The following is a 12,611-nucleotide window of genomic DNA, read 5'->3' on the forward strand; positions in this document are numbered from 1 at the left end:
GGGGTTAGATGACGGCACCGGACAAGGCATACGTGGAGTGGCTCGAAGGCCAGTCCATGCTCAAGGCGGCCCAGGACAGGGCCCGGACGTACTCGGGGCAGTCCCGGTTGTGGATGAACCCCTACGCCGAAGCCCGGCCACGGCGCGCCATCGAGATCGCTTCGGTGTGGTTGACGGTCTATCCCGACTCGATCATCGCCGCCGAGGGCGACAGCGTGCTGCAGGCCCTGGGTCACACCGAGCTGTGGAAACGCTTGTCCGAGATCGGCGTGCAGGGCATCCACACCGGCCCGATCAAGCGCGCCGGCGGCATTCGTGGGCGTACGTTCACGCCCAGCGTGGACGGCAACTTCGACCGCATCAGCTTCGACATCGACCCGTTGTACGGCACCGAGCAGGAGCTCATCCAGATGAGCCGCATCGCCGCCGCACACAACGCGGTGACCATCGACGACTCGATCCCCTCGCACACCGGCAAGGGCGCCGACTTCCGCCTGGCCGAGCTGAGCCACGGCGCGTACCCCGGCATCTACCACATGGTCGAGGTCCGCGAAGAGGACTGGGGCCTGCTGCCCGAGGTGCCGGAAGGCCGCGATGCCGTCAACCTGCCGCCGGCCGTGTGCGACGAGCTCAAGGCCCGGCACTACATCGTCGGCCAGTTGCAACGGGTGATCTTCTTCGAGCCGGGCGTCAAGGAGACCGACTGGAGCGCCACGCCAGTGGTCGTCGGGGTCGACGGCAAGCCGCGGCGCTGGGTCTACCTGCACTACTTCAAAGAAGGCCAGCCTTCACTGAACTGGCTCGACCCGAGCTTCACCGCGCAGCAACTGATCATCGGTGATGCGCTGCATTCGATCGACTGCCTCGGCTCGCGCGGCCTGCGCCTGGACGCCAACGGCTTCCTCGGCGTGGAGATCCGCGCCAACGACACCGCCTGGTCGGAGAGTCACCCCCTGTCGCTCACGGGCAACCAGATCCTGGGCGGGATGATCCGCAAGGCAGGCGGCTTCAGCTTCCAGGAACTGAACCTGACGCTGGACGACATCGCGCAGATGTCCAAGGGCGGCGCCGACCTGTCCTACGACTTCGTCACGCGCCCGGCCTACCAGCATGCCTTGCTGACCGGCAACACCGAGTTCCTGCGCCTGATGCTGCACGAGATGCACCGCTACGAGATCGACCCGGCGTCGCTGATCCATGCGTTGCAGAACCATGACGAGCTGACCATCGAGCTGGTGCACTTCTGGACCTTGCATGCCCACGACATGTACCTCTACAAGGGCCAGACCTTCCCCGGCAGCATCCTGCGCGAGCACATCCGCGAAGAGATGTACGAGCTGCTCTCCGGCGAGCATGCGCCGTACAACCTGCGCTTCGTCACCAACGGCGTGTCCTGCACGACGGTCAGCATCATCACCGCCGCGCTGGGCATGCGCGACCTCAATGCCATCGGGCCGCAGGACCTGAAGCTGATCCAGAAGATCCACCTGCTGCTGGTGATGTACAACGCCATGCAGCCGGGCGTGTTCGCGCTGTCCGGCTGGGACCTGGTCGGCGCCTTGCCGCTGGAGCCCGATCAGGTGGCCGAACGCATGACCGATGGCGACACCCGCTGGATCCATCGCGGTGGTTACGACCTGGCAGGGGCGGCGCCCCAGGCCGAGGCCTCGGTGATGGGCATCCCCCGGGCACGGGCCCTGTACGGCAGCCTGGAGGCGCAGCTGGCCGAAGGCGACTCGTTCGCCTGCATGGTCAAGAAGGTGCTGGCCGTGCGCCAGGCGTACGGCATCGCCAGCAGTCGGCAGATCCTGGTACCGGACGTGACCAGCCCTGGTTTGCTGGTGATGGTGCATGAACTGCCTGCCGGTCGCGGCATCCAGATCACGGCGCTGAACTTCAGCAACGAGAACATCAGCGAGCCGCTGACCTTGACCGGCTTCACGCCGGGGCCGGTGGTGGACATGATCAACGAAACCGTGGAAGGCGATTTGAGCGAGGATGGGGTGGTGCAGATCAACCTGGATCCGTACGAGGCGTTGTCATTGCGGATCGTGAGCAGTACCGGGCATTTGTGAAGAGGGAAGAGGAGCTGAACCTGAGGTGGTCTGACTGATAGGTTGAGAGCGCTGGTTTGTGGGCCCTGGCGGGCCCAATCGCGGCACTGGGGCCGCTCCCACACCCGTAGCCACACCGCGGTGTTGCAGTTGTCGCGGTCACCTGTGGGAGCGGCCCCTGTGCCGCGATTGGGCCCGCAGGGCCCATAATACAGCCCATCAATGGCTCAGATCTCTACACCTGCCTCAGCCCCTCACCCAAACCACCCCGGCCAGGAACTGCGCTGTCGCCCCTCCACCTCCACGCAGGGAATCAACCGGTCGGTCAGCACCGCTGTCTGCCCGGTCGACACCGCGATCCGGTACTTCACCCCATGTACGCACTCTCGGTCGCCGAACTCGCAGCGGTTGAGCTGCGTTCCGCCACACGGGCCGTTGGCCAATCCCTTCGGGCAGGTTTCCGGGCACACGTACAAGGTGTCATGCAGCCGACAACTGCCACAGGTGTCGCAGCCTACCACCGGCCGCTTCAGGCCTCGCTCGAGCCGGTGCAGCCATTGTGCGCCCGTGGCGGTCTTCCAGACCGGACGACCCACCGCCCAGCCTGCCATCCTGCCCACCAGCCGCTCGGGCAGGAACACCTGATCGTGCAGCCCGGACAGCAACCGGTAGCGCCACCGTTCGCCCGAGGAGGCGCTCACGCGGCGCTCGCCCAGTCGCCAGTGGGCGCCCGGCGGATGAAAGGTGACAGCCGGCAGGTCCGGCATGCGCCAGCTGGCCTGCCAGGCCTCGGCCCATTGTTCGCGGGTGGTCAGCGCCTCGAGGGCCAGGGTCAGTTGCCGGTCCAGTGCGGCCAGCTGTGGCGCGTCGTGGATGCCGGACAGGTGGATGCCGGCGTAGCCCATCAACTTGAGCCCCACGATCTGGATCGCCAGCCGCTCCACGCTGCGCGTCTGGGCGTAGGCCTTGGACACCGCGTCCTCGGCTTCGAGCACCGCCCGCATCGACGGGGTGAGGACCACGCCAGCCACGTGCTCGAGCATCTTCGCCCGACCCAGGGTCAGGCCCATCACGCAGGCCAGTAGCGGTTTGGGCGATGGCTGGCGCGCCATCCAGGTCTGCGCTTCGAGGTGCTTGTCCGCATCGAAGCCCAGTTGCAGGGTCAGAAAGTCCGCGCCCGCCGCGAGCTTCTTGTGCGCCTTGAAGTACTGCGCGCCGCCTTCTTCCTCGTGGTACTTGAACGGGTTGAGCGCCGCGCCCAGCAGCCAGTCGGGGCGGGCCTGGCGCACCAGCTGCAGGGCCGCCACCGACTCCAGGTAGCGCACCGGGTGGCTGCCGGGTTCGTGGCCCGGCAGGCGGTCGCCGGTCAGCACCAGCAGTTGCCTGAGGCCGGCGGCGTCCATGCGTGCCAGCTGCGCCAGCAGGTCATGGGGCTCACGGTCCTTGCCGGAGAAGTGCACCAGGGACGGAATCGGCGGGTCGAAGGAGGCCACCGTGTCGAGGGGCGACAGGTCCAGGCGCCCCCCGACCCGGTCGGCCACGGCCGCCAGCATGGGCCAGCCGCACAGGCGGTTGCCGGCCATCAATCGCTGGAAGGTGTCGAAGCGCGCCGCCGAGGGCTTGGGGACGAATTCCATGATGCACGCGAAGGTGCCGTCATGCAGGGCTTGTTGCAGTACGCTCATCGGTCCGCTTCCTGGCCAGGTTGCCATAGGGGAGGGGACGGACGCCTTCGGTGGGCGGCCGTCCCGACCGTGCGCATTGTCGCGCATCGGCCGGGAGGTGCCCATGTCAGATTACGTACTCCAGCCGTTCGAAACGGACATGCAGGGGTGCTGCACGTCAGTCCTTCTGGGTACGGCCTGGCAGCACGCTGCTCAGTACCTGCTTGGCGGTCTGTTTGATCACGCCTGCCTCGTTGGGGTCGCCCTTGAGCAGGAACGAGGTGAACTTCTTGGCGTTTTCCAGGGTGATGTGCGGCGGCAGCGGCGCCACGTCCGGGTCGGTGCGGAACTCGATCACCACCGGTACGTCGCTGGCCAAGGCCTGTTTCCAGGCGCCGGCGACGTCCTCGGGCTTGTCGACGTAGATGCCCTTGAGGCCAATGGAGATCGCGAACAGGTGATAGGGGACGTCGGGCAGGTCCTGGGAGGCGGAGAACTTCGGATCGCCTTCCATCACCCGCTGTTCCCAGGTCACCTGGTTGAGGTCCTGGTTGTTGAACACCGCGCAGATCCAGCGGCCGTTGGCCCATTGCTTCCAGTACTTGGCCACGGTGATCAGTTCGGCCAGGTTGTTCATCTGCATGGCGCCGTCACCCACCAGTGCCACGACCTGGCGCTCGGGGTGGGCGAACTTGGCCGCGATGGCGTAGGGCACGGCCGCGCCCATCGACGCCAGACCGCCGGACAGCGAGCACATCATGCCCTCGCGGATCTTCAGGTCACGGGCGAACCAGTTGGCGCAGGAGCCGGAGTCGCTGGTGATGATGGTGTTGTCCGGCAACAGCGGCGACATTTCATGCACCACCCGCTGCGGATTGATCGGGTTGGCGCTGGTGAGGGCGCGCTTGGCGATCTTGCGGTCCCAGTTCTCGCGCCAGGCTTCGATCTTGTGCCGCCAGCTGCGCGAGGTCTTCTGCTCGATCAGCGGAAGCAGCGCCTCCAGCGTGTCGGCCGCGTCACCCACCAGGTTGACCTCCATGGGGTAGCGCAGGCTCAGCATGTCGGGCGCCAGGTCGATCTGCACGCCCCGGGCCTGGCCTTCCTTGGGCAGGAACTCGGCGTAGGGGAAGCCCGAGCCGATCATCAGCAAGGTGTCGCATTCGTCCATCATGTTCGAGCTAGCCTCGGTGCCCAGCAGGCCGATGGTGCCGGTGACCCAGGTCAGGTCATCGGGCAGCACGGCCTTGCCGAGCAGGGCCTTGGCCACGCCCGCGCCGAGTTTTTCGGTGATCGCCTTGACCTGTTCGCCCGCCTTCAGCGCACCGGCGCCGACCAGGATGGCGACCTTCTTGCCGCTGTTGAGCACGTCGGCCGCGCGTTGCAGGTCCTCGTCGTAGGGCACCACTTTCGGGCGGCTGTAGCCGACACCCGAATGCAGCGTACCGTGGGCACGGGCGGGCTCCTCGTAGGGCAGCTCCTGCAGATCATTGGGCAGGATCAGGGCGGTGACCTTGCGCTCGCCGACCGCCGTGCGCACGGCCCGGTCGACCAGATGGCGCACCTGGGACGGCTCGGCGGCCTGCTGCACATAGGCACCGGCCACGTCCTTGAACATCGACACCAGGTCCAGCTCCTGCTGGTAATGCCCACCGAGCGCGGTACGCGCCTGCTGGCCTGTGATGGCCAGGACCGGCACATGGTCCATGCGCGCGTCGTACAGGCCGGTCAGCAGGTGCGAGGCGCCAGGGCCTGAAGTCGAGATGCAGACACCCAGCTCACCGGTGAACTTGGCATGGGCGCTGGCCATGAACGCGGCCATCTCCTCGTGTCGGCACTGGATGAACTCGATCTTGCCGGAGCGGCGCAAGGCGCCGAACACGCCGTTGATCCCGTCGCCTGGGTAGCCATAGATACGGGTGACGCCCCATTGACTCAGTCGCTCGACCAGGAAGTCGCCTACGGTGATTGCCATGTGTCTTACCTCGTTCTGCACGGGTGGCTGATGAAGGTACGACTGGAGGGGGGAGTGGGCGTTCAGATGGATTGGGGAGGAGGGGGAGAGGGGAGTTACAAGCTACAAGCTACAAGCTACAAGCTACAAGCGGACAGTAGTGCCCTCACGTCAGTTGTTGACAGGACGTTTAGGCGATACTGACCCTCTGGCTTGCAGCTTGCAGCTTGCAGCTTGCAGCTTGCAGCTTGCAGCTTGCAGCTTGCAGCTTGCAGCTTACTGCAGATCGCCCTTCAGACGCTGCCCTGCATACGCCTGCGCTTCCTCGGCTTTCTTCACCACCGCCGCCGTACCGAAGAACTCGTGCGTCACGCCCGAGTACAGTTTGCGTTCGACACTCACGCCTGCGCTGCGCAGCGCCTGCTCCAGCTGGGCACCGTCGTCGCGCAGTGGGTCGATCTCGGCGTTGACGATGGTCACCGGCGGCAGCCCTTGCAGGTGGGCGTGCACCAGGTCGATGCGCGGGTCCTTCACGTCAGCCGGGGTCTTGCTCACCTTGTCGATGAACCACAGCATCATCGGCTTGTTCAGCGGCATGGCGTCGGCGTACTTCTGGTAGGACTCGGTGTCCGTGCTCGACTGAGCCACCGGGTAGACTGCCAGCACGTGTTTCGGTGCGGTCACGCCGGCCTTCTGCGCGGCGATGGCAGTGGCCACGGCGAGGTTGCCCCCGGCGCTTTCGCCGGCCAGGGCCAGGCGAGTCGGGTCGCCCTTGAGCGAGGCGGCATTGCGGCTGACCCAGCGGTAGGCGGCCAGGGCGTCATCGTGGGCAGCCGGGAACTTGGCCTCCGGCGCGCGGCGGTAGTCGACCGAGACCACCACGGCATTGGCCTGCTTGGCCAGGCCGCGGGCGCCGGCGTCGTAGACCTTGCGGTCGGCGAAGACCCAGCCACCGCCATGGAAGTAGACGATCACCGGGAACGGCCCGGTGCCTTCCGGGGTGTACACCGTCGCCGGCAGCGCGCCTGCGGCGCCTGGCACGGTGGTGTCGCGAGCAGTGACGCCCGGGACCAGCGCTTCGGGGCTGCTGTCGCGCTTCTCGTCGGCCAGCACGCCCTTGACCGCATCGGCGATGGTCGGCTGCTGACGGGCTTCGGCGGGAGTGATCTTCTCGACGGCCTTGGCGTCGAAGCTGGCGTACTTGTTGAGCACGGTCTGCATGTCCGAATCGGTACGCAGCATGCTCTTGGTGCTGCTGACCGCTAGTTCCGACACCGAGCGCTTCTCGGGGTCCCGGGCACAGCCGGCCAGTGCGGTGGTCACGCCTACGACGGCGAGGGCGATCAGTGTCATGCGATTGGGTTTGATCATCGGTCGTCTCCTGATGATGACGTTTGTGATGCGGCATACAGGGAAACCGACATTGGCATGCCCCGGCTGGGTGGACGAAAGTCACCCTACCTGCATGAGGCGTCCGGGGATGTGAAATCGTTCCAACGGGATGGTGACGGCGCGGACGCCATCGCGGGCAAGCCCGCTCCCACACCCGTAGCCCCATCACAAGGGCACAGGCAATCGCCGCTTATTCGAAGCGACACTGCCAGGGCGTCGAACCGCCCTCTGTGGGAGCGGGCTTGCCCGCGATGGCAGGCGACGCATGACCCGACCTCATCGCCGGCAAGCCGGCTCCCACACCCGTAGCCCCATCACAAGGGCACAGGCAATCGTCGCTCTTCGAAGCGACACTGCCAGGGCGTCGAACCGCCCTCTGTGGGAGCGGGCTTGCCCGCGATGGCGGGCGACGCATGACTCGACCTCATCGCCGGCAAGCCGGTTTCCACACCTGTCACCACGGCGCGCAGCAATGCCCGACCAGCAGCCCTGAAACGAAAAGAGGCGCCCCTCGGGGCGCCTCTCGATACAGCATCAACGCGACGTGATCACGCCTCGGCGTCCCACGGACGGTCGCCGTGCTCATCCTTGACGCGGGTCGGCAGGCCCATCACGTCCAGCGCCTTGAGGAACGGCTCGGCCGGCAACTCTTCGACGTTGACCATGCGCTGCACGTCCCACTGGCCACGGGCGACCAGCAGGGCCGCCGCCACGGGCGGTACGCCAGCGGTGTACGAGATGCCCTGGCTATCGGTCTCGGCGTAAGCCTCTTCGTGGTCGGCCACGTTGTAGATGAAGACCTCACGCGGCTGTCCGTCCTTGGTGCCCTTGACCAGGTCACCGATGCAGGTCTTGCCGGTGTAGCCCGGCGCCAGCGAGGAGGGGTCGGGCAGCACGGCCTTGACCACCTTCAGCGGGACCACTTCGAGGCCTTCGGCGGTGCGCACCGGCTGCTCGGAGAGCAGGCCCAGGTTCTTCAGCACGGTGAAGACGTTGATGTAGTGCTCGCCAAAGCTCATCCAGAAGCGCACGTTCGGCACGTCGAGGTTCTTCGACAGCGAGTGCACTTCGTCATGGCCGGTCAGGTACAGGTTCTGCTCGCCCACGACCGGCAGGTCGTCCGTGCGCTTGACCTCGAACATGGTGTTGCTGGTCCACTGGCTGTCCTGCCAGCTCCAGACTTGACCGGTGAACTCGCGGAAGTTGATTTCCGGGTCGAAGTTGGTCGCGAAATACTTGCCATGGGAACCGGCATTGACGTCGAGAATGTCGATCGAGTCGATGCGGTCGAAATACTGCTGCTGCGCCAGCTTGGCGTAGCTGTTGACCACACCCGGGTCGAAACCGACACCCAGAATGGCCGTGATGTTCTTCGCCTGGCACTCTTCGAGGTGTTTCCACTCGTAGTTGCCATACCAGGGCGGGGTCTCGCAGATCTTGCCCGGCTCTTCGTGGATCGCAGTGTCCAGATAGGCTGCGCCGGTATCGATGCAGGCACGCAGCACCGACATGTTCAGGAAGGCGGAACCGACGTTGATCACGATCTGCGATTCGGTCTCGCGGATCAGCGCCTTGGTCGCCTCGACATCGAGGGCATTGAGCGAGAAGGCCTGGATGTCGGCGGGAACCTTGAGGCTACCCTTGGCCTTGACGCTGTCGATGATGGCCTGGCATTTGGAGATGTTCCGTGACGCGATGGCGATACGACCGAGTTCGTCGTTATGCTGCGCGCACTTGTGGGCCACCACCTTGGCGACACCTCCTGCACCAATGATAAGAACGTTCTTTCTCAATTTATCCCTTGCTCCTCGTTGAAGCCTGTCGTCAGGACAGGCTGGACACGTAGTCGTCGAAACCGAACTCGCGCACCACCTCGACGTTGCCGTCGAGCTGCTTGACCGCGATGGCCGGCATCTTCACCCCGTTGAACCAGTTTTTCTTGACCATGGTGTAGCCCGCCGCGTCGATGAACGACAGCCGATCGCCGATGGCCAGCGGACGGTCGAAGCGATATTCGCCGAAGATGTCCCCGGCCAGGCACGATTTGCCGCAGACCATGTAGCTGTGCTCGCCGTCGCAAGGCGCCATCTTGGCGTCCAGGCGGTAGATCAGCAGGTCGAGCATGTGCGCCTCGATGGAGCTGTCGACCACGGCCAGGTGCTTGCCGTTGTACAGCGTGTCGAGCACGGTCACTTCCAGCGAGGCGCTCTGGGTGATCGCCGCTTCGCCGGGCTCGAGGTACACCTGCACGCCGTAGGTGTCGGAGAAGCGCTTGAGCCGCTCGCAGAACGCGTCCAGCGCGTAGCCTTCGCCGGTGAAGTGGATACCGCCGCCCAGGCTGACCCACTGCACCTTGTGCAGCAGGTGGCCGAAGCGTTCCTCGATGTGCGTGAGCATCTGGTCGAACAGGCCGAAGTCGCCGTTCTCGCAGTTGTTGTGGAACATGAAGCCGGAAATCTGATCGATCACGGTCTCGATCTTGGCCGGGTCCCATTCGCCCAGGCGGCTGAAGGGGCGCGCCGGGTCGGCCAGCAGGTAGTCCGAGCTGCTCACCTGAGGGTTCACGCGCAGGCCGCGGGTCTTGCCCTCGGACGCGTCGGCGTAGCGCTGCAGCTGGCCGATGGAGTTGAAGATGATCTTGTCGCAGTGCTCGAGCATCTCGTCGATTTCATCGTCGGCCCAGGCCACGCTGTAGGCGTGGGTCTCGCCCGCGAACTTCTGCCGGCCCAGTTTGAGCTCGTACAGCGACGACGAGGTGGTGCCGTCCATGTACTGCTCCATCAGGTCGAACACCGACCAGGTCGCGAAGCACTTGAGTGCCAGCAGGGCCTTGGCCCCGGACTGCTCGCGCACGTAGGCGATCTTCTTCAGGTTGACCAGCAGCTTCTGCTTGTCGATGAGGTAGTACGGCGTCTTGATCATCACAGGCCTCCCGGCCAGGCCGGCCAAAAAAAGATGCGCATTGTGCCTGCCCTCGGCCTAGATCGAAAGGGCGAAGCGCGCATTTCGTCCGCGCGGTCGTCGAGTGACCCGCAGGGGGCGACCCGTCATGAACCGGGCATCGTCCGCCCAGCGCTTTCCACCCTCGACCCGAGGGAATCTTCCCCCCGTCACCGGACTCAGTTGAACAGAGCCACATGACCGTTGTGTGGTGCCACTGACCGCTCCATCGTCGGAGCCAGGGAGAGAGCGATGAGTTCGAAATACAAGGTGGGCGATGCCGTGCGCTGGAATTCCGAAGCCGGCGTCATCCACGGCAAGGTGACCAAGGTGCACACCCGTGACGTGGAGTTCGCCGGGCGCACGCGCCACTGTTCGAGCGATGAGCCGCAGTACGAGGTCAAGAGCGACAAGACCGGCCACCTGGCCATGCACCGCGAAGACGCCCTCGACCGCGACTGAACCCCGGTAGCGTTCTGCCAGTCCTACAGATCACCTTCACACACAAAGGATGTTTCCCGATGAAAGCACTGACTCGACTGTTCACTGGTCTGGCCCTGGTGGGCTCCTTGGGCGCCACCGCTGCCTGGGCCGATCAGCCCGGCGCCGACTGGAAGGTCGACATCGACCAGGCCCTGCAAGCCGCCAAAGGCGCTGGCTACAGCCACATCACCGAAATCAAGATCGATGACGGTCATTGGGAAGGCAAGGGCACCAAGGCCGACGGCATGAAGTACGAATTCCAGATCGATCCGCGCTCGGGCGCGATCGTCAAGGAACACATGGATCACTGATTCTTGGACCCCTGTCCAGGGCCGGGCCTGTCCACGCGACACGCCCGGCTTTTTCATGTCCGCTCGTTCGCCTGGCTCAGCGACGCTGCCCAAGGCGTGAAGCCCTGCGATAGACTGTGCGGCCCACGCGCCGACCGTGGCGCCCATTCCCTTGCGCAGGATGCCCATGTCCGATTCTCCCTCGATCGCCTCGCCCATCACCGTCTTTCCCGCCGCCGCTTCCTTGAGCACGGCCCACGAGCAGGTTGCCCAGGCCGAACGGCAGTTGCAGCGCCGCCAGGGCCAGGTCATGCGGATCTTCATGGGCGTGCAGACAGCCTATTGCGCCTACCTGCTGCTCAAGTGGGTCTGGCAAGGCCACTACATCGGTGGGCCGATCTACGCGGTGCTGATCTGGTGCCTGCTGTGGCTGCTGGCCGTGCCGTTGTCGCTGCTCTGGCGTCCGCAGGTGCGGGCCCTGGATCGGGCCCAGGCGGCGCTGGGTTCGGCACGGCTGGAGGCCGACAAGGCGTTTTTGGCCAGCCAGTCGCTGGGCGCCTACCGCTGGGTCTGCCGCAGCGGGCGTATGCTCGGCGTGTTTCCAGAGCGCCAGGTGCTCTACGTTTCCGGCGGTGACCTGGGCGATCGGCAGGTATTGATCGACGCACCGCTGGCGGTCAAGCAGGTCCACGTCGACGAAAAGACCTTCAGCCAGAGCACGTCCCATACCACGACCACCCACGGGCGGCGTCACGTTTTCGCGTTCAGCAAGCACATGGGCATGGTCGGCAAGGGCACGTCGCGCTCGACCACCACCACGACCGACCGCACCTCGCGCAGTTTCACGCTGAACGTGCAGGTACAGGCCGCCGGGCAAGACCCGTGGTGGGTGCAGCTGCCGTTCGGGGCGGACTGGCAGGAGGCGCTGAACTGGAAGCTGCTGGTCGAGCAGGCCGCAGGACGGCAGTAAGCCTGAATGGCAGGGCGGCGTGCTAACGCGCCGTCAGCCTGCCTTGCGCAGGGTCAGGTTGATGCGCCGTTCACCCAGGCGAGGGTGATGCCCGGGCTTGATCGGCAACACGCCATGGAAGCGCAACCGGTCCTCGCCTCCCCAGACCAGGACATCGCCATGGCTCAGCGGTACCTGCGCGACCCGATCGGCGCGTTGCGACCCGCCCAGTACAAAGACCGCCGGCAGCCCGAGCGACAGCGAGACGATCGGCTGCGTGAAGTCGTGCTCGTCGCGGTCCTGATGCAGGCTCAGTCGCGTGCCGGGCAGGTAGTGGTTGATCAGGCAGGCATCCGGCACGAAACCGTCGAAGCCGGCCAGGGCGGCGGCACGTGAGGCCAGCGCCACCAGCAAGGGTGGCAGGGCCGGCCAGGGCTGGCCGCTGAGCGGATCGAGGGGCGTGTAGCGGTAGCCCTGGGCATCACTGACCCAGCCCAGCGCGCCACAGTTGCTGGTACCCACGGCCATGCGCCGCCCTCCAGGGGTGTACAGATGCCGAAAGGGCGCCGCACGCAGCACCGGGCGCAGGGCGTCGAGCAAGGGTTCGACGCTGTCCAGGGCAAAACCCGGCAGCAGGACCGTACAGGGCGCCAGGCGCTGTGGCGCCGGGCCGAACAGGTTCAGGTCCGACTGGATCAGAGGGGCAGCCTCGGGAATGGAAGGAGAGGGCAGTGTAGGTAGGGTAAGGGTGAGCGACAAGCCGTCAGCTACGAGCGGCACGCTGTAGCGTTTGCCGAAGGCTGCGAGGGGGCGGCTCTTGCGTCGTCTGCACCGGCTCAGGGCGACGTCATGGCCCTGACGTGGTGGAGCAATCGATGCCTGTCATGC

Annotated in this window: 10 protein-coding genes; 4 read left to right on the forward strand and 6 right to left on the reverse strand. The window is 65.6% G+C overall.

Annotation, left to right across the window (positions count from 1 at the left end; all coding sequences use genetic code 11):
- Positions 1–8 precede the first annotated feature (8 nt).
- Complete coding sequence (locus APT63_09150) at positions 9–2,075, forward strand: trehalose synthase (protein AMA45782.1); 2,067 nt, start codon at positions 9–11, stop codon at positions 2,073–2,075.
- A gap of 233 nt (positions 2,076–2,308) precedes the next feature.
- On the opposite strand, the gene APT63_09155 is transcribed toward APT63_09150, so the two are convergent.
- The 5 genes from APT63_09155 to APT63_09175 form a co-directional block, all read right to left on the reverse strand.
- Entirely contained in the window at positions 2,309–3,739 is a 1,431-nt protein-coding gene (locus tag APT63_09155; GenBank protein AMA45783.1) for a methylenetetrahydrofolate reductase, read from the reverse strand.
- A 157-nt stretch (positions 3,740–3,896) separates the two neighbouring features.
- Complete coding sequence (locus tag APT63_09160; GenBank protein AMA45784.1) at positions 3,897–5,690, reverse strand: thiamine pyrophosphate-binding protein; 1,794 nt, start codon at positions 5,688–5,690, stop codon at positions 3,897–3,899.
- Between the two features lie 255 nt (positions 5,691–5,945).
- Positions 5,946–6,911 carry a lipase gene (locus APT63_09165; protein AMA47838.1) on the reverse strand — a complete coding sequence of 322 codons (966 nt, stop codon included), beginning with the start codon at positions 6,909–6,911 and terminating at the stop codon, positions 5,946–5,948.
- A 698-nt stretch (positions 6,912–7,609) separates the two neighbouring features.
- Positions 7,610–8,854, reverse strand: a complete 1,245-nt coding sequence (locus APT63_09170; GenBank protein ID AMA45785.1) for a saccharopine dehydrogenase — start codon at positions 8,852–8,854, stop codon at positions 7,610–7,612.
- A 31-nt stretch (positions 8,855–8,885) separates the two neighbouring features.
- Positions 8,886–9,983 carry a carboxynorspermidine decarboxylase gene (locus APT63_09175; protein AMA45786.1) on the reverse strand — a complete coding sequence of 366 codons (1,098 nt, stop codon included), beginning with the start codon at positions 9,981–9,983 and terminating at the stop codon, positions 8,886–8,888.
- 270 nt (positions 9,984–10,253) lie between these two features.
- Here APT63_09175 and APT63_09180 point away from each other — a divergent pair, with 270 nt between their 5' ends.
- From APT63_09180 to APT63_09190, 3 genes are all read left to right on the forward strand, one after another.
- Entirely contained in the window at positions 10,254–10,463 is a 210-nt protein-coding gene (locus APT63_09180; GenBank protein ID AMA45787.1) for a hypothetical protein, read from the forward strand.
- 59 nt (positions 10,464–10,522) lie between these two features.
- Positions 10,523–10,795 carry a peptidase gene (locus APT63_09185; protein AMA45788.1) on the forward strand — a complete coding sequence of 91 codons (273 nt, stop codon included), beginning with the start codon at positions 10,523–10,525 and terminating at the stop codon, positions 10,793–10,795.
- A 166-nt stretch (positions 10,796–10,961) separates the two neighbouring features.
- On the forward strand, positions 10,962–11,744 hold the full coding sequence (locus tag APT63_09190) for a hypothetical protein (protein AMA45789.1): 783 nt from the start codon (positions 10,962–10,964) through the stop codon (positions 11,742–11,744).
- A gap of 33 nt (positions 11,745–11,777) precedes the next feature.
- Here the strand turns inward: APT63_09190 and APT63_09195 are convergent, their stop codons facing one another.
- Positions 11,778–12,422 (reverse strand): alpha-ketoglutarate-dependent dioxygenase AlkB, encoded by a 645-nt coding sequence (locus APT63_09195; protein ID AMA47839.1) that lies wholly within the window; start codon positions 12,420–12,422, stop codon positions 11,778–11,780.
- Positions 12,423–12,611: the final 189 nt, after the last annotated feature.

It is taken from the genome of Pseudomonas monteilii, from assembly GCA_001534745.1.
Classification (GTDB): Bacteria; Pseudomonadota; Gammaproteobacteria; order Pseudomonadales; family Pseudomonadaceae; genus Aquipseudomonas; species Aquipseudomonas alabamensis.